The 17,594-nt window shown below is 72.4% G+C and carries 16 protein-coding genes; 14 read left to right on the plus strand and 2 right to left on the minus strand.

Annotation, left to right across the window (positions count from 1 at the left end; genetic code table 11):
• The first annotated feature begins 29 nt into the window (after nucleotides 1-29).
• From sufB to ELR47_RS08515, 9 genes are all read left to right on the plus strand, one after another.
• Entirely contained in the window at nucleotides 30-1,412 is a 1,383-nt protein-coding gene (gene sufB / locus ELR47_RS08475; protein WP_229730540.1) for a Fe-S cluster assembly protein SufB, read from the plus strand.
• A complete protein-coding gene (sufD, locus tag ELR47_RS08480; RefSeq protein ID WP_130649504.1) occupies nucleotides 1,409-2,863 on the plus strand; it encodes a Fe-S cluster assembly protein SufD in 1,455 nt (484 codons plus the stop codon). The genes sufB and sufD overlap by 4 nt, the downstream gene beginning before the upstream one ends.
• Entirely contained in the window at nucleotides 2,863-3,207 is a 345-nt protein-coding gene (locus ELR47_RS08485) for a non-heme iron oxygenase ferredoxin subunit (RefSeq protein WP_130649505.1), read from the plus strand. Before sufD ends, ELR47_RS08485 begins: the two co-directional genes overlap by 1 nt.
• A gap of 84 nt (nucleotides 3,208-3,291) precedes the next feature.
• Complete coding sequence (gene sufC, locus ELR47_RS08490) at nucleotides 3,292-4,032, plus strand: Fe-S cluster assembly ATPase SufC (protein ID WP_130649506.1); 741 nt, start codon at nucleotides 3,292-3,294, stop codon at nucleotides 4,030-4,032.
• Between the two features lie 106 nt (nucleotides 4,033-4,138).
• The gene (locus tag ELR47_RS08495; protein WP_130649507.1) at nucleotides 4,139-5,377 is read left to right on the plus strand and encodes an aminotransferase class V-fold PLP-dependent enzyme; all 1,239 of its coding nucleotides are present in this window, start codon (nucleotides 4,139-4,141) and stop codon (nucleotides 5,375-5,377) included.
• A 34-nt stretch (nucleotides 5,378-5,411) separates the two neighbouring features.
• Nucleotides 5,412-5,870 carry a Fe-S cluster assembly sulfur transfer protein SufU gene (gene sufU / locus ELR47_RS08500; RefSeq protein ID WP_229730537.1) on the plus strand — a complete coding sequence of 153 codons (459 nt, stop codon included), beginning with the start codon at nucleotides 5,412-5,414 and terminating at the stop codon, nucleotides 5,868-5,870.
• An 8-nt stretch (nucleotides 5,871-5,878) separates the two neighbouring features.
• On the plus strand, nucleotides 5,879-6,343 hold the full coding sequence (locus tag ELR47_RS08505) for a metal-sulfur cluster assembly factor (protein ID WP_205745525.1): 465 nt from the start codon (nucleotides 5,879-5,881) through the stop codon (nucleotides 6,341-6,343).
• A 41-nt stretch (nucleotides 6,344-6,384) separates the two neighbouring features.
• A complete protein-coding gene (locus ELR47_RS08510; protein WP_165403952.1) occupies nucleotides 6,385-6,720 on the plus strand; it encodes an antibiotic biosynthesis monooxygenase family protein in 336 nt (111 codons plus the stop codon).
• Nucleotides 6,714-7,733, plus strand: coding sequence for a cobalamin B12-binding domain-containing protein (locus tag ELR47_RS08515; RefSeq protein ID WP_130649510.1), 1,020 nt, complete (start codon nucleotides 6,714-6,716; stop codon nucleotides 7,731-7,733). Before ELR47_RS08510 ends, ELR47_RS08515 begins: the two co-directional genes overlap by 7 nt.
• A 78-nt stretch (nucleotides 7,734-7,811) precedes the next feature.
• Here ELR47_RS08515 and ELR47_RS08520 read toward each other — a convergent pair whose 3' ends face one another.
• A complete protein-coding gene (locus ELR47_RS08520) occupies nucleotides 7,812-9,410 on the minus strand; it encodes a PAS domain-containing sensor histidine kinase (protein ID WP_130649511.1) in 1,599 nt (532 codons plus the stop codon).
• Nucleotides 9,411-9,625: 215 nt separating this feature from the next.
• Here ELR47_RS08520 and ELR47_RS08525 point away from each other — a divergent pair, with 215 nt between their 5' ends.
• Together ELR47_RS08525 and ELR47_RS08530 are read left to right on the plus strand one after the other, a co-directional pair.
• Nucleotides 9,626-11,425 (plus strand): ABC transporter ATP-binding protein, encoded by a 1,800-nt coding sequence (locus ELR47_RS08525; RefSeq protein WP_165403953.1) that lies wholly within the window; start codon nucleotides 9,626-9,628, stop codon nucleotides 11,423-11,425.
• Nucleotides 11,422-13,113 carry an ABC transporter ATP-binding protein gene (locus tag ELR47_RS08530; RefSeq protein ID WP_130649513.1) on the plus strand — a complete coding sequence of 564 codons (1,692 nt, stop codon included), beginning with the start codon at nucleotides 11,422-11,424 and terminating at the stop codon, nucleotides 13,111-13,113. Before ELR47_RS08525 ends, ELR47_RS08530 begins: the two co-directional genes overlap by 4 nt.
• Nucleotides 13,114-13,122: 9 nt before the next feature.
• On the opposite strand, the gene ELR47_RS08535 is transcribed toward ELR47_RS08530, so the two are convergent.
• Nucleotides 13,123-13,857, minus strand: coding sequence for an AMIN-like domain-containing (lipo)protein (locus tag ELR47_RS08535; protein WP_130649514.1), 735 nt, complete (start codon nucleotides 13,855-13,857; stop codon nucleotides 13,123-13,125).
• 219 nt (nucleotides 13,858-14,076) lie between these two features.
• Here ELR47_RS08535 and moeB point away from each other — a divergent pair, with 219 nt between their 5' ends.
• The 3 genes from moeB to ELR47_RS08550 all read left to right on the plus strand — a co-directional run bounded on the left by moeB (nucleotide 14,077) and on the right by ELR47_RS08550 (nucleotide 17,580).
• On the plus strand, nucleotides 14,077-15,249 hold the full coding sequence (gene moeB, locus ELR47_RS08540; RefSeq protein WP_130649515.1) for a molybdopterin-synthase adenylyltransferase MoeB: 1,173 nt from the start codon (nucleotides 14,077-14,079) through the stop codon (nucleotides 15,247-15,249).
• A 202-nt stretch (nucleotides 15,250-15,451) separates the two neighbouring features.
• Entirely contained in the window at nucleotides 15,452-15,994 is a 543-nt protein-coding gene (locus tag ELR47_RS08545; protein ID WP_130649516.1) for an ArsR/SmtB family transcription factor, read from the plus strand.
• An 86-nt stretch (nucleotides 15,995-16,080) separates the two neighbouring features.
• Entirely contained in the window at nucleotides 16,081-17,580 is a 1,500-nt protein-coding gene (locus ELR47_RS08550) for a serine hydrolase domain-containing protein (protein ID WP_130649517.1), read from the plus strand.
• Nucleotides 17,581-17,594: the final 14 nt, after the last annotated feature.

Consider the following 17,594-nt stretch of genomic DNA (forward strand, 5'->3'; position numbering starts at 1 on the left):
GCGCCGAGCAGGCCCGCGTCGCCGAGGACCTGTCGGACTACAAGTTCGGCTGGTCCGACAGCGACGAGGGCTACGCCTTCACGTCGGGCACCGGCCTGACGCGCGAGACCGTCGCCGCCATCAGCGAGCGCAAGAACGAGCCCTCGTGGATGCGTGACCTGCGTCTGCGCGCCTTCGACGCCTACGGGCGCCGTCCGATGCCCAACTGGGGCTCGGACCTGTCCGGGATCAAGTTCGAGGACATCTTCTACTACGTCGAGGCCAGCGAGAAGCAGGCCAACTCGTGGGAGGAGCTGCCGCCGGAGATCCTCGAGACCTACGAGAAGCTCGGCATCCCGCAGGCCGAGCGCGAGCGGCTCATCGCCGGCGTCGCGGCGCAGTACGAGTCCACCGTGCTCTACCACAAGGTCCGCGAGGACCTCGAGGAGCAGGGCGTGGTGTTCCTCGACACCGACACCGCGCTGCACGAGCACGAGGACATCTTCCGCGAGCACTTCGCGACGGTGATCCCGGCCAACGACAACAAGTTCGCGGCGCTCAACACCGCGGTCTGGTCGGGCGGGTCCTTCATCTGGATCCCCGAGGGCGTCAAGGTCGACATCCCGCTGCAGGCCTACTTCCGCATCAACAAGCAGAACATGGGCCAGTTCGAGCGCACGCTGATCATCGCCGAGCCGGGCAGCTACGTGCACTACGTCGAGGGCTGCACGGCGCCGATCTACAGCTCCGACTCGCTGCACTCCGCGGTGGTCGAGATCATCGTCAAGGAGGGCGCACGCGTCCGCTACACGACGATCCAGAACTGGTCGAACAACGTCTACAACCTGGTGACCAAGCGCGCCGTGGCGGAGAAGAACGCCACCATGGAGTGGATCGACGGCAACATCGGCTCCAAGGTCACGATGAAGTACCCGGCCGTGTGGCTCACCGGCGAGGGCGCCAAGGGCGAGGTCCTGTCGGTGGCGTACGCCAACGACGGCCAGCACCAGGACGCCGGCGCCAAGATGGTCCACGCCGCGCCGTACACGACCTCGAACATCCTGTCGAAGTCGATCTCCAAGGGCACCGGTCGTACCTCCTACCGCGGCCTGGTCCGCATCGAGGAGGGCGCCCACCACGCCCGCAGCGCCGTCAAGTGCGATGCGCTGATGCTCGACGACACCTCGCGTACGGACACCTACCCGTACATGGAGATCGAGCAGGAGGACGCCACGATCGAGCACGAGGCCACGGTCTCGAAGGTCTCCGACGACCAGCTGTTCTACATGCAGTCGCGCGGGATCGACGAGGACGAGGCCACGGCCATGATCGTGCGTGGCTTCATCGAGCCCATCGCCCGTGAGCTGCCGATGGAGTACTCCGTCGAGCTCAACCGCCTGATCGCGCTGGAGATGGAAGGCGCCATCGGATGACGACGTCCTCCCTCCGTTCCGGACCCGAGAAGACGGTCGCCCCCGTCGATCGCGTTGCGGTTCCGCTCGACGCGTTGACCGAGGACGCCGTGCGCAGCCTGGCGACCGGTGAGCCCGACTGGCTCGTCGACCGTCGCCTGGCCGCCACCAAACGCTACCTCGACCAGTCCTGGCCCGACAGCCGCAAGGACGAGTTCTGGCGCTCGACACCCTTCGCCAAGCGCTTCGACGTCAGCCACCCGCTGGTGGCCGAGGCGCCGGCCGCGGTCGGCACCGACACCGAGGGCGACGACGCCCTTCCGGGCTCGCTCGTCGCCTCGCTGGAGCTGTCGACGGCGCAGGTGCGCATCGTCGACGGTGAGCTCGTCGAGGTGGTCGTGCCGACCGCGCTCGCCGAACAGGGCGTGGTCGTCACCGACCTGCGCACCGCCGCCGAGGAGCACGCCGACCTCGTCCGCGAGCACCTCGGGTCGCTGACCACCAGCGGCGAGGGCTCGGGCGCCGACGAGGACCGCACCATCACCGTCAACGACGCGGCCTGGACGGCGGGTGCGTTCGTGTACGTGCCGGCCGAGGTCGAGCTCAGCGACCCGATCGGGGTGCACGTCCACGTCACCCGCGACGGCGCCCACCTGCCCCGCGTGCTGGCCGTGCTCGGCCACCACGCCAAGGCGACGATCTACCTCGAGCACACCTCCGACGAGGGGGTGTCCGCGCTGGTCGACGAGGTCGTCGAGGTCGTGGCCCAGGACGCCTCCCAGGTCGACCTCGTCAGCCTGCACGAGTGGGCCGACGGGATCGGTCACCTGTCGCTGCAGAAGATCGCGGCCCACCGTGACACCCGGGTGCGTCATGCCGCGATCGTCGCCGGCGGCTCGACCGTCCGGTTGCGCCCGGAGTGCGACCTGCTCGGCCCCGGTGCCGACGTGCGTCCGCTGGGGATGTACTACGCCGACGAGGGGCAGTGGTTCGACCTGCAGCCCTACGTCCGCCACATCGCTCCGCGCGCGACGTCCGACGTGTTCTACAAGGGCGCGCTGCAGGGCAACAGCCGCACGATCTTCCGCGGCAACATCTTCGTGCACAAGGACGCCGTCGGCACGGCCACGGACGAGAACAACAAGACCCTGCTGCTGACCGAGGGCGCGCGCGCCGACGCCACGCCGTTCCTCGAGATCGAGTGCGCCGACATCACGGCCGGGCACGGCTCGGCGACCGGGCAGCTCGACGCCCGGCACCTGTTCTACCTCGAGTCGCGCGGCATCCCGCGCCCGCAGGCGCTGCGCATGCTGGTCCACGGCTTCTTCGGCGAGATCCTGCGCGCGATCGACCTGCCGGGTGTCGAGGAGCGCGCCCTGTCGCACATCGAGGCCGAGCTCGCGTCGACCGACCTCGACAACCTGGGCATCAACGACGCCGCGTTGCGTGGTGAGTTGCGGGGCGAGCTCTGATGGCCGCCTCGAAGGTCGCCACCCTCGGTGAGCTCACCGACGCGGTCCCGCACCGGGTCGAGGTCGACGGCGTGCCCGTCTGCCTCGTCCGGTTCGGGGACGAGGTGAAGGCGATCCACGACACCTGTTCCCACCAGGAGTGGTCGCTGACCGACGGCGGGACGGTCTACGGCAACGAGGTCGAGTGCAGCCTGCACGGCAGCGCCTTCGACCTCGACGACGGCCGGCCGTCGTCGCTGCCGGCGACCCGGCCGATCCCGACCTTCGCGGTCGAGATCGACGGTGACGCCGTGCTGCTCGACGTGCACGCCCCGACCAACGACGCTCCGTTTCCCGACCACTGACGCCGCAGCACGTGCGGCGGACCACCGACGACGACGGCCCGAGCGGGGCCACGTCTGAGTCGACGACCGAAAGCTTGCAGAACCATGGCTGATCTCGAGATCCGCGACCTGACGGTCGAGGTGGACGGTTCCGACATCCTGCGTGGTGTCAACCTCGACCTCGACAAGGGCAAGACCCTCGCCCTGATGGGCCCCAACGGCTCGGGCAAGTCGACGTTGGCCTACGCCATCGCCGGCCACCCGGCCTACGACATCACCGGCGGCACCATCCGCTGGCAGGGCACCGACCTGGTCGAGCTGGCCCCCGACGACCGCGCCCGCCTCGGCGTCTTCCTCGCCATGCAGTACCCGGTCGAGGTGCCCGGCGTCTCGCTGACGAACTTCCTGCGGACGGCGCTCAACGCCACCAACGAGCAGGACGTGCCGATCCGCGAGTTCATGTCACGTCTGCGCGCGGAGATGGCCGAGCTGTCGATCGAGGAGTCGTTCCTGCAGCGCTCGGTCAACGAGGGCTTCTCCGGCGGGGAGAAGAAGCGCTTCGAGATCCTGCAGATGGCGATGCTCAAGCCGCAGCTGGCCGTCCTCGACGAGACCGACTCCGGCCTCGACGTCGACGCGCTCAAGGTCGTCTCCGAGGGTGTCAACCGGCTCACCGGCCCCGACCTCGGGACCTTGATCATCACCCACTACACCCGCATCCTGCGCTACATCCGCCCCGACGAGGTCCACGTGATGTTCGAGGGCCGCATCGTCGCCAGTGGAGGCGCGGAGCTCGCCGACGAGCTCGAGGAGCGCGGCTACGACCACCTCAAGACCAACGCCTGACCGGTCTCCGCCACCCGTGCCACCGTTGTCCCGGTCGGCACGGGTGTCCGGGCCAGGACCACGGCACCCTGGACGCTCCCACGCCAGTCACGAAGCGAGGACGGCCATGACCCTCGACGTCTCGACCCTCCGCAAGGACTTCCCGGTCCTCTCCCGGGAGGTGCACGACGGACGGCGGCTGGTCTACCTCGACTCCGCGGCGTCCTCACAGACCCCGACGCCGGTGCTCGAGGCGATGGATCGCTACTACCGCTGGTCGCGCTCCAACGTCCACCGTGGGGTCTACCGCCTCGCCGAGGAGGCCACCGACCTCTACGAGGGCGGCCGCACCAAGCTGGCGAGCTTCGTCGACGCCGACCCCCGTGGCGTGGTGTTCACCAAGAACGCGACGGAGGCCATGAACCTCGTGGCCTACGCGTGGGTGCGCCGGCACGTCGGCCCCGACGACGTGGTGCTCACCACCATGATGGAGCACCACGCCAACCACGTCCCGCTGCTGTACGCGGCGCGTGACGTCGGTTTCGAGGTCCGGCACGTGCCGCTGACCGACGACGGCCAGCTCGACCACGACGCGGCCCGTGAGCTCGTCGCCGACGGTCGGGTGACGTTCCTCGCGATGGTGCACGTGTCCAACGTGCTCGGGACCCGCAACGACGTCGCCGCGATGACCGCGCTGGTGCGCGACGCCAACGCCGAGTGCGTCGTGCTCGTCGACGGCACGCAGGCCGTCCCGCAGATGCCGGTCAGCTTCCGTGAGCTCGACGTCGACTTCTACGCGCTCACCGGACACAAGATGTGCGGCCCGACCGGCATCGGTGCGCTGATCGCCAAGCCCGAACGGCTCGAGCAGATGGACCCGTTCTTGACCGGCGGCGAGATGATCCGCGACGTCTCGATCGAGGCGGTCACCTGGAACGAGATCCCGGCCAAGTTCGAGGCCGGCACCCCCATGATCGCCGAGGCGGCCGGGCTCGGCGCCGCCGTCGACTACCTCACCGGCGTCGGCATGGAAGCCATCCGCGACCACGAGACGCAGCTGGCCCAGGTCTTCCTCGACCGGCTGGGTGAGCTCGACGGGGTGAGCGTGCACGGTCCGGCCGACGCGACGCTGCGCGGCGGGGCGATCTCGTTCGCGATCGAGGGTGTCCACCCGCACGACGTCGGCGCGATGCTCGACTCCAAGGGCGTGTGCGTCCGGGTCGGGCACCACTGCGCCAAGCCACTGATGAAGGAACTGGGGGTGGTGGCGACGGCGCGTGCGAGCCTGTACCTCTACAACGACGTCGACGACCTCGACCCGCTCGTCGAGGGCATCGAGGCCGCCCGCTCGTTCTTCGCCCGCTGACTCTTCCGCCCCGCCAGGAGGCGCGCCCGTGAGCATGGACGACCTGTACCAGGAGATCATCCTGGACCACTACCGCAGCCCGAAGAACCGGGCACCCTCCCTCGAGGACGAGGACGTGCACGTCCACCACTCCAACCCGCTGTGCGGTGACGAGATGGACCTGCGCCTGCGGGTGGCCGACGACCATGTCGACGGCCTGGTGTTCGACGGCGAGGGCTGCTCGATCAGTCAGGCGTCGGCGTCGGCGATGACCCAGGCGGTGCTCGGGCGCGACCTCAAGGACGCGCTCGACCTCACCGAGGACTTCCGACGCATGATGCACGGCGACGAGCCCGCCCGCGCCGACGACCTGCTCGACGGCATCGCCTTCCAGGGCGTGGCCAAGTTCCCCGTCCGGGTCAAGTGCGCCCTGCTGGGGTGGATGGCCGTCCGCGACGCGATCGAGACCTACCAGAACGGTGCTTCCGCCCACACCGTGACGCACGACGAGTGAGTGACTCCATGAGCCAGTACGACGTCGACACCGCGCTGCACGACGACGAGATCCCCGAGGCGGACACGCCCACCGGGAAGGTCGAGGACGCCGACACCGCCGCGGAGGCGCCGCGCACGCGCCACCCGTTCGAGGACCTGCCGCTCGAAGCGGACGGTATGCCGGCCTCGCAGGACCTGTTCAACGGCCTGCGCGCCGTGGTCGACCCGGAGATCGGCTACAACATCGTCGACCTCGGTCTCGTCTACGACGTCACCAAGCCCGAGCCCGGCTACGTCCACGTCCTGATGACGCTGACCACGATGGGTTGCCCCCTGACCGAGGTCATCCACCAGCAGTGCTCGGTCATCCTCGGTGCGATGCCCGGCGTTGAGCGGGTCGAGGTGGAGTTCACCTTCACGCCGCCCTGGGGGCCGCACGCGATGGCCGACTACGTGCGCGAGGAACTGCGCGCCATGGGCATGAACATCTGATCCGCCCCGTCGACCCGCCGAACGTCGGCCTGCCGACCGCCGTGACCGACCCGGACACGGACGGCCGGGCGGCCCAGCCCGGTTACGTCGCCTGCAGCGAGCTGCGGGTCGCCGCCGAGGGACGCGCGGCGCTGCTCGCGGCCTTCCGGGACCGGCTCGGTGCGGTGGACTCGTGGCCCGGGTTCCGGGGCGTGCAGGTGTGGCAGGACGACTCTGACCCGTTGCGGTTCGTGATGGTCACCTGGTGGGACGACGAGGCGGCCTTCCGTGACTACCTCGCCAGCGACGCCTTCCGCCGCTCGGCGGCCCGCATCCCGGCCGGTGAACACGGGCCGCGTCGGGTCGCCCTCGACCGGTTCGAGGTGGTGGCGTGGTGAACGAGGTCACGACCGCCGCGCACGAGCGGCTGCTCGCCGTCGCCGAGACGGGCGACGTCGACGGGGCGTTCGCGCTGCTGCACGGCTGGCTCGACGCCGGTTGGACACCGTCACGGATCCTCTCCGAGGCGGTGGTGCCCGCGCAGCAGGAGGTCGGCGCCCGCTGGCAGCGCAACGAGTGGACCATCGCCAAGGAGCACACGGCCACCGCCGTCGTCGACGCGCTGGTGGGGGTCCTCGGGCTGCGGGCCGCCGAACAGCCCTGGACGCGCCCCAACCGGGACCCCGTCCTGGTCGTCTGCGCCGAGGGGGAGTGGCACACGCTCTCGGCACGGCTGGTCACCGAGGGCCTGCGCGCCGAGGGCTGGCCGGTCCGCCTCCTGGGCGGCTCGGTGCCGGCCAGCCACCTCGCGCACAGCGCCGCCGAGGGGACCTGGACGGCGGCCGTGGTGTGCTGCGCGGTGCCGATGTTCCTGCCCGGTGCGCGTCGCACGACCGCCGTGCTGCGGGCGGCCGGAATCCCGGTGCTGGTGACCGGACGGGGGTTCGGCGGCGACGATCGGCGTGCCGAGGCGGTCGGCGCCGACGGCTGGGCGCCGGACCTCGCGACGGGTCTCGAGGTGCTCGGCGACTGGGAGCGTGTCCCGCCGCCGTTGGCCGGCGCCCCGGTCCCTCCCGACGAGGTCGAGGAGTTGGCGTCGGTCGCGGGCAGCGTGGCCGAAGCGGCCTATGCCGAGCTCGCAGTGGCCTGGCCAGCGCTCGGTCGTCTGCCGTCGGCGGCCCGGCAACGCACCCGGGAGGACTTCGGCTACCTGCTGCAGTTCCTCGAGGCGACGGTCCTGACGGGGGACGAGCGGATCCTGCGGGACTACGTCGACTGGTTGGCGACGGTGCTCGGCAGCCGCGGCGTCCCCGACGACGTCGTCTCGATCACCCTCGCCAGTGTGCAGCGGGCGCTGCCGACCGGGCTGCGCCACGCCCACGACGCCCTGTTGAGCGTCCGCGACCGCTGACGGGCAGGGGGCGTGGTGACCTCGACCGTCCCCACCGGGATGCGCGCAGGGACGCGACCGGCCCGGCAGTCCGACGCGTCATGCGCCCGGTGCGCGTGCGGCCCGCAGCAGGTCGGTGACGCGGCGCGCGTCCTCCACCACGCCGGGCAGGGCGAACTCGAGGCGCAGACGTGCCGCCGGGTCGTCGGCGACCGGCAGTCGGGGCGGTCCGTCCCCGAACGACAGGTCCACCGGCAGCGCGCCGGACGGTGCCTTGGTCGCGGGCACGACCGCGCCGCCGAGCGCCACGACGAGGTCCTCGAGCACGCCGGCCACCTCGCGTGGCCGTGACAGGTGCAGCAGGCGCCGCGTCGCCCGGTGGACGAGCTGGCTGGTGACCGGGTCGACGTCGCGTTCGACCACGGTGGGCGCGAACGTCCGGAGCTCGGTGCGCAGCCCACCGGCGGCGTCGGCGTCCGGGGCGGGGGACGACCCGCCGGACCAGCCGCGCACGACGGTGGTGTCACGACGCGGGAACGCCTGCGGTAGCCGTGCCCGGAAACAGGTGCCCACGCCCGGTTCGCTGACCACCTCGACGTCCCCGCCGTGCAGCTGGACGTACTGCTGCACGATGGACAGGCCCAGCCCGGTGCCCCCACGGTGTCCGCGTTCGAAGCGGTCGAAGAGGCGGGGCAGGAGCTCGGCGGGGATCCCCGGGCCGTCGTCGACGACCTCGAGGGACACCGAGTCGGCATGGAGGGCAGCCCGCACCGTCACGGTCGTGCCCGGTGGGGTGTGCCGGGCGGCGTTGCCGAGCAGGTTGCGCAGGATCCGCCCCAGTCCCTGCGGGTCGGCGTGGAGTTCGACGTCGTCGACCTCCAGCCGCACCGGGTGCTCGGCCGTCAGCGGGGAGAGATCCGCCACCAGTCGCGTCACGAAGTCCCGCAGCGGCACCGGTTCGGGGCGGAGCTCGAGTTGTCCCGTTGCCAGCCGGGAGGAGGTCCGCAGGTTGTCGATCAGGTCCTGCAGCGCCCGCGTGTTCGACAACACCCGCTCGAGGACCTCCTCCTGCTCGTCGTCCGGGATGTGCCCGTCGCGCAGCAGCGTGACGAATCCGTTGACGGCGACGACCGGCGTCTGCAGGTCGTGCACGACCGAGGCCAGGAACTCCTGCCGTTGGCGTTCCACCTCCTCCCGACCGTGCGCGGCCTGCTCCCGTTCAGCCAGCTCGCGCTCACGGGAGCTGGCTTCGGCGAGACGCGCCGTCCGGTCGCGGATGACCTCGGCGAAGCCGCTCAGCTCGCCGTGCGGTCCTCGCAGGGTGGTGACCACGACCTCGGCCCAGAACCGGCGGCCGTCGCGACGCACCCGCCAACCCTGGTCGTCGGCGTGCCCGTCGCGGCGCGCCCGGGCCAACAGCGTGTCCGGGCCGGTCGGTGGGGGAGCGCCGGTGGCGTGGAGGACGGCGTGGGGACGCCCGACGATCTCGTCCTCGGCGTAGCCGGTGACGCGACCGGCCCCGGCGTTCCAGGTCGTGACGACCCCGTCGGCGTCCAGCAGGAAGATCGCGTGGTCGGGCACGTTGTCGAGCAGGAGGCGGGATCGCTGCTCGCGCTGGCGCAACTCGTCGCCGCCCAGCTCGTCGCCACGCCGCGACGTGGCGCGGCGCGACCGCCGCTCCGCGCGACGCTGGGACATGGCGAACTCCCGACCGGCAGCCGCCGCCGCTGCTGCTGCTGCTGCCGGGCGGGCGCTCTCAGAGAACCCACATCGTAGGCAACGCCGTGGGGGGCACCCCGGTGCCCCGCTGCACGAACGGACGTGCCGCCGCCGGCCGGGGTTGACGTCACCTGGCCGGGCGGGGTTTGATGACCGGCTCGTCACCAGACGGTCGGACGGGCTCGGAGCCCGTCGTGACCACCCCGCCCTCCGCGGCCACGTCCGCGCCCGCCGTTGCGGACGACGGTGACGTCGCAGCCGCACACTGGCGCCTCGTCGGGGCGTTCCTGGCCCCGCACCGGCGGGCGCTGACCGGCTTCAGCCTGCTGGTGCTCGTGGCGGGCGCCCTGCCGTTGGCCGGTCCGGTCCTGCTCGGCGCCATCGCCGACGGCGCCGGCGGCGCCGCTGGTGAGGCGGACGCGGCGCGACTCGCGCTCCTCGCCGCCGCGTTCGGCGCCGTGGGGCTGCTCGCCAACGGCGCCGACCTGCTGGTGGCCTGGTTGGGCGCCCGCCTGGCGTGGCGCGCCGCGAACCAGTTGCGGGTACGGGTGGCGGCCCACGCACTCGCGCTGGGCAGCACGTGGCACGCCCGCTCCACGCCGGGTGAGGTGGTCGACCGTGTCGACGGTGACGCCACCCGGGTGGGGGAGCTGCTGGCGCAGGTCGTCGTGCGCCTGTCCGCCGCGCTCGTCACCCTGGCCGGTGTCGTCGTCCTGCTGACCGTGCAGGACTGGCGCCTGGGCGCGGCCCTCGCGCTGCTGCTGGCTGCCGGTGGCGTCGTCCTGGTCCGCCTGCGGGACCTGGCGGTCCCGGCGGGGGTCGTCGCGCGACAGCGCTCGGGTGAGGTGTTCGGAGCGGCCGAGGAACGGTTGCGAGGCGCCGAGGAACTGCGGGCGCTCGGCGGCAGCCGGTACGCGGTCGCCGACCTGCACCGGCGCTCCGCGCTGACACTGGCGCCCTGGCGTCGGCAGGAGACCTATGCCACCGGTATCTGGTCGGCGTCGATGCTGGTCGTGTTCGGCGGCGGCGCGGTCGCGCTCCTGGGCGGCATCCTGCTCCAGCGGGCCGGCGTGCTGACGATCGGCCAGGTCCTGGCGGCCTTCACGGCCACGCAGTTGACCCGCCGACCGCTCGAACAGCTCGCCGAGAACATCCAGCAGATCCAGCAGGCCGGCGCCGGAGCCGTCCGACTCGGGGAGCTGCTGTCCCAGCCGCCGGCGGTCGAGTTCCACGGCGAGGCGCGGCTGCCCGACGGTGCGCTCGAGGTCGAGCTCGACGCCGTCCGGGCCGCCTACCCGGGCGCGGACGACGACACGCTGCACGGTGTCACGCTGCACCTGCCGGGGGGCCAGCACCTCGGTGTCGTCGGGGCGAGCGGTGGCGGCAAGACGACGCTCACGCGGCTGCTGCACCGCAGCCTCGACCCCCGCCTGGGCACCGTCCGGCTCGCCGGGATCGACCTGCGCGAGGTCGACGAGGCATCGTTGCGGCGACGGGTCGCCGTGGTCTCGCAGGAGGTGCAGCTGCTGTCGGCCTCCATCCGCGACAACCTGACCCTGCTCGGCAGCGTCGAGGCCGACGACGATCGGCTGGTCGCGGCACTGGACGCCGTCGGGCTGGGGGACTGGTACGCCCGGCTGCCGTCCGGGCTCGACGCCCGTCTCGGGTCCGAGGCCGGCACCTCGGCCGGTGAGGCCCAGTTGCTCGCGCTCGCCCGCGTCCTGCTGCGCGATCCGGGCCTGGTCGTGCTCGACGAGCCGACGGCGCGCCTGGACACCGCCAGTGCGATGGCCGTGACCCGCGCGCTGGACGTGCTCCTGGAAGGCCGTACGGCGGTCGTGGTCGCCCACCGGCTCGCGACCCTCGAGCGGGTCGACCGCATCGCACTGGTCCGCGACGGACGCATCGTCGAAGAGGGACCGCGCGAGCTGCTGCGGCACGGTGACACCGGCTTCGCCCGGCTCGTCGCCGCCGAACTCGGGGCGGTCTCGTGACGGGCAGCGTCCCGAGCCACGACGCGACCGGCCGGCGTGCCTCCTGGCGGGTGATCCGGCACATGATGGGCGTGCGCAAGTCGGCCTACTGGGGCGGCGGGATCCTGTGGTGGGCCTTCCTCGTCGCACCCCTGGCGGTCGGCATCCTGCTCGAGCAGCTCTTCGACGCCCTCGCGGGCGGCGGACCGGCCCTGTGGCTCCTGGCCGCGGTCGCCGGCGTGGAGATCACGCGCGCACTGACGTTGCCGGCCGTCGGTTGGGTGTTCGAGCCCTTCTGGGGTCACGCGGAGACGGTGCTGCGCACCAACGTGCTGCGCTCGCAACTGCACCCGGACCCGACCGAGCGGGGCCCGGCCATCATCGACGCCGCCGGGGCGCTGCCGCTGTTCCGCGACGACCCGGAACACGTCGCGCGTGCCACCGACTTCTGGCTCTCCCTGGTCGCCACGGGCGCGATCGCGGTCGTCGCCCTGGCGGTCATCATCGCCCGCATCGACCTCGGGGTCGCCCTCGTCGTGGCGGTGCCGCTGCTGGTCGCGTGTGGCTTCGGTCACCTGCTGGCACCGATGGTCCGCCGGCGGCGTGCCGACGACCGCGCCGTGACCGCCGAGGTGACCGGCTACCTCGGCGAGGTGTTCGGTGCGGTCACCACGGTGACCACCTCGGGAGCGTCGCCGGCCATCGTCGACCACCTCGAACGGCTCTGCGAGCGGCGGCGGGTCACCGCCGTCCGTGACCGCGTCGCCGCCCAGCTGCTGCCGGCCGTCGGTTCCTCGGCCGGTGACCTCGCGCTGGCGGGTGGGCTGCTCGCGGCGGCGCTGCTGGTCGCCGAGGACCTGACCGCCGGCCAGGTGGCGTTGCTGGCCTCCTACGCTCCGCTGCTCGCCGGGGTGCCGCGGCACTGGGCGGGCTGGCTCGCCGTGCGCCGCCACGCCGACGTCGCCGTCGACCGCCTCCTCGGTGCCGTCGCCGACCGCGAGGTGACCCGCCTGATCGCCCCCGTCGGTGCGGTCGCCCTGGACCCGCCGCCGGTGCCCCGAGCGCCGCTGCCGCCGGCGCCGTCGGCACCGCGACTCCAGCTGGTCGGGGTGGTGACCGAGACGCCCGACGGCCGGCGGATCGGCCCGGTCGACCTCGACGTGCCGCCGGGCGGGTTCGCCGTCGTCACCGGCCGGGTCGGCAGTGGCAAGTCGACGTTGGTGCGCGCGGTCCTCGGACTCGCACCGCTGGTCGCGGGGGAGATCCGCTGGGACGGCGAGGTGGTCGACGCGCCACGGTGGATGACGCCGCCACGGGCCGCCTACGTCGCCCAGGTGCCGACGCTGTTCAGCGAGGCCCTCGACGACAATCTCCGCCTGGGTTGGGACGTGGACGACGCGGACCTGCAACAGGCGCTGGACGCCGCGGCCGCCCGTGAACTGGTGGGATCGCTCGAGGACGGCCTGGACACCCGGCTCGGTCCGCGGGGGATCCGGCTGTCGGGTGGCCAGGCCCACCGGGTCGCCGCCGCACGTGCCCTGGTGGCCGGCTCGGCCCTGGTGGTCGCCGACGACCTGTCCGCGGCGCTCGACGCCGGGACCGAGGCCGAACTCCTGGACCGGATCCTCGGCCGTGGTCGCACCATGCTGGTGGTCTCCCACCGACCGTCGGTGCTCGCGCGGGCCGACGTGGTGCTCGAGCTCGGTTGACGTCCGTGCTCACTCGTGGAAGACGTCGATCACCACCCGCTGGGGGTCGTCGAAGCGCTCGACGAGGAACGGGCGACGCTCGTCGAGGCCGACGAAGAACAGGTGCATGCCCTCGTAGACGGTGTCGTCACGGACCTCGAGCACGACACCGCCCTCCGGGCCCAGCTGCTCCTGCTGGAACCAGTGGTCGATGTCCTCGGGCAGCTCCGGCGGCAGGGTCAGGTGGCTCAGGGCCACGCTGAGCGACGCGTCGCCCGCGACGCTGACCGGTTCACCGGAACCCTGGGCGCGCGGCTCGTCGTACTGCACGAACCATCCCGCGGTGCCGTCGCCCTCGAGCTCCAGCACCACCCGGTCGAACCCCTCGTGGGTGCCGATGCGCACGTCGGTCACGGCCAGCAGCTCGCCCGGCTCGCCCTCGTCCTCGACCAGGTCGGTGCCCGGCGTGCCCGGCAGGGGCTCGACGCCGTCGGACCCGTCGTCGCCCGGGTCCGACGTGGCCTCCTCGGGGTCCTCGTCGACCGGATCGTCGCCCGCGGCGTCGTCCGGCTCGGGCGCGGGTTCCGGGGTCGCGTCCGGATCCTCGGGTGCGGGGTCGGCTTCCGGCGCTTCGGTGGCCTCCTCGCCGGGACCGCCCGGTGCCGGCTCGTCGATCTCGGGCGTGTCGACCTCCGTGCCGTCGTCGCAAGCGGTCAGGACCAGGCCAGCGGCGAACACGGCAGCGGCCAGGCGGGTCGAACGCACGGGAGCATCCTCGGTCGGTTGCCGACCACCATGTCGGAGCTCACCGTCGCGCACCACCGCGCACACCGTCCGATCGCCCGGCGGATGCTCGCCCGGGGACACGGGGAGCGTGGCGGTCGTGCGACGGTTCGCACGGTTTCCACGCCGATGGAAGGGTGGGGCAGACCCGCGCGTTGACACTGGACGACCCGCCTGTCGCCTCCCCTGGAAGGTCCGTCCGTGGTACGCCCTGTCGTCGATCGACGTGAGCCGCTCACCAACGACGAGATCGCCCGCTACAGCCGCCACCTCATCATCCCCGACGTGGGGATCGAGGGGCAGGAACGGCTCAAGGCGTCCAAGGTCCTGCTCGTCGGTACCGGCGGGCTCGGTTCGCCGCTCGCGCTCTACCTCGCCGCGGCCGGCGTGGGCACCATCGGCATCGTCGACAACGACGTGGTGGACGCCTCCAACCTGCAGCGTCAGGTCATCCACACCACCTCGATGATCGGTCGGCCGAAGGTCGAGTCGGCCAGGCACGCGATCCTCGAGATCAACCCCAACGTCACCGTCGAGGTCCACGAGACCTACCTCACCAGCGAGAACGCGCTCGAGATCGTCGAGCCCTACGACCTCGTCATCGACGGGACCGACAACTTCCCGACCCGCTACCTCGTCAACGACGCCTGCGTGCTGCTCGGCAAGCCCAACGTCTATGGGTCGATCTTCCGCTTCGAGGGGCAGCTCAGCGTCTTCTGGGCCGACGAGGGCCCGTGCTACCGCTGCATGTTCCCCGAGCCCCCGCCGCCGGGCATGGTCCCCAACTGCGCCGAGGGCGGCGTCCTGGGCGTCATCCCCGGCATCATCGGCTCGTCGCAGGCCATCGAGGGCATCAAGCTGCTCACCGGTATCGGCGACCCCATGATCGGTCGCCTCGGCCTGTACGACGCGCTCGAGCAGAACTGGATGTACGTCAAGGTCAACAAGGACCCCGACTGCCCGGTCTGCGGCGACGAGCCCACGGTCACGCAGCTGATCGACTACGAGGACTTCTGCGGCATGCCGGCGCACGACCGCGTCGAGGAGTTCGAGACCGACGTCACCCTCGAGATCCTGCCGAGCGAGTACGCCGAGATCGCCGACAAGCCCGACGTGGTGCTGCTCGACGTCCGCGACCCCCACGAGTACGAGATCAATCGCATCCCCGACGCCGTCCTGATCCCCAAGGACACGCTGCCGTCCAGGCTCAGCGAGCTCGACGAGACCAAGGAGTACGTCGTGCACTGCAAGTCGGGCGTGCGCTCGCTGGAGTCGACGCAGCTGCTGCGTGGCGCCGGCTTCAAGGCGCGCTCGATGCGGGGCGGCATCACGGCCTACGCCCGCCAGGTCGACCCCTCGATCCCGGTGTACTGATCGAGGTGCCGGCGGCTCCCCGCTGACCGGCGGGGGAGCCGGCCGCCGGCGTCGGCGGGATCGGAACGGAACGGGTCGCCTTCGGCGGCCCGTTCGCCGTTCGGGTGTCGCGGTCCGACCGCTTCGCACCGCGGTCCCGTCGGCCGGGGCGTGACGGCCGCCCCGGGGTTGCAACTTCTACGTAGATTCGTAGTCTGGCGACATGGGTACGGACGGCGAGCAGCGACTGGACGCACTCGAGGCACGTGTGCGCCGGTTGGAGGCGCTGCTCGCGCAGGCCGCCGGTGACCCGCCGTCGCGGCACGTCGCCTCGGCCAGCGACGCGGACGCCGAGCGGTTCTGGGCCCTGCGCGGCCTGCGGGACCGTCTGCCTGCCGAGGACGGAGCGGTCCTGTTCACCGGCGTCGTGCCGTTGCCGACCGACGAGGCGGGCGCGCCGATCGAGTGGCAGTACGGCCTGCCCGCGTCCGCACTGCTGGCGGGGGACTGGACCGAACTGGCCGAGGCGCTCCAGGCACTGGCCCACCCGGTCCGGCTGTCGTTGCTGCACGCCGTCCTGCACGGCGCCGAGACGGTCGCGGAGCTCACCGACGACGCGGTGGCGGGAACGAGCGGGCAGGTCTACCACCACCTGCGCCAGTTGACGGCCGCAGGGTGGCTGCAGTCGACCGGACGCGGTCGCTACGCGGTGCCCGCCACCCGCGTCGTGCCCCTGCTGGTCGTCCTCGCGGCCGCCCGCCGCTGAGACCGCCCCTCGCGCCGCCGCCACCGCCCGCCGCGCCCGCCGGCCCCCGCCGCCCGCCACCCGTCATCGACCCGGAGGCACGTTCCATGCCGAACCGCACCTGGCTCCGCATCGCCGCCGGTGGTCTGCTCGGGCTGCTGGTGGGGCTCGTCCTCGCGCCCTCGCGGCCGGTACTCGACGCGGCCGGCGCGACGGGCGATGCACGGCTGGTCGAGGAGGTGCTCGCGCTGGTCGGGGACGCTCCCCATGCCGGTCTGGTCGCCGCCGTCGTCGAGGCCGACGGCACCCTTCACACGGCCGGGCTCGGGACGGCCGACGGCGAGCGCCCGGTCGACGCCGACACGCCCTTCGAAGCCGGTTCGGTCACCAAGGCCATGGTCGGGATGCTCCTGGCCGACCTCGTCGGGTCCGACGCGGCGCTCGACGCCCGGACACCGCTCGGGCAGGTCCTCCCCGGGCTCGCCGAGCGTCCGGCAGGAGCGATCACCCTCGAGGAACTGGCGCAGCACCGCAGCGGCCTGCCGGTGATGGCACCGGCAGGACCGACCGGGTTCCTCCGGGTCCTGGGCAGTACCTGGCTCGGCACCGACCCCTATGGTTGGGCCAGCGGGGACGACCTCGTGGCCGCTGCGGCAACGAGCGACGCGAGCGGGGGCGCCGATCCGACCTACTCCAACTTCGGCTTCGGACTGCTCGGCACCGCCCTGGCCACGTCGGCGGACACCGAACTCGACCTGCTGCTCGACGAGCGACTGTGGACACCGCTCGGCATGGACGACACCGTCCGGGTCGAGACGGACGGTCCACTGCCCGCCGGACACGCCCATCCGCACCGCGGTGGTGACACGCGTGTGTCGACGTGGCACGGCGAGGGCTACCTCGGTGCCGGCGCCGGGATCTGGTCGACGGCACGGGACCTGACCCGGCTGGCCGTGTCCACGCGCGACGGATCGGCCCCCGGTGCGGAGGCTGCCGCCCCACGTGCCGACTTCGGCGGGACCTCGCGCATCGGCTGGGGCTGGCTGACCACGAGGCAGGACGCCCTCGAGGTGACCTGGCACGACGGCGGCACCGGCGGTATGCGCTCGTTCGTCGGCTTCACCGACGAGCGCGTCGCCGTGGTGCTGGCCAGGGGGGACCGATCCGTCGACCACGTCGGGACCGGCCTGCTCGGCGCAGGTGCCGAGCCGCCGACGCCCGTACCTGCGACCCAGTACCCCCTGTTGGCGGTCACGATCGGCCTGCCGCTGGCCGCGGCCGTGACGCTGCTGGTCGTGGCCCGCCGTCGGCGGGATGCCGCACCCGGGCCGGGACCGGACCGTCTGCGCCTCGTGACCGCGACGATGGGCGGGGCCACGCTGCTGGTGCTGATCTGGCGTGCGGGACTGTGGGGGGTCGTGCCACCGCCGTGGTGGGCCGTCGGCGTCGGTGGCTTCGGTGCCGGTCTGGTCGCCGCCGGGCTGCGGTGGACGACACTGCCCCGGGTGGCGTCCGGCCGGCCCGCGCTGCGCTGGGCGGGGGTGGCCTGGTCGGCCGCGTTCCTGATCGCGTCGGTCGTCCTCGTCTCCGCCACCCTCGGCGGCTGAGCAGCGGCACTACC

The sequence above is a fragment of the Egicoccus halophilus genome, from assembly GCF_004300825.1.
GTDB classification, from domain to species: domain Bacteria; phylum Actinomycetota; class Nitriliruptoria; order Nitriliruptorales; family Nitriliruptoraceae; genus Egicoccus; species Egicoccus halophilus.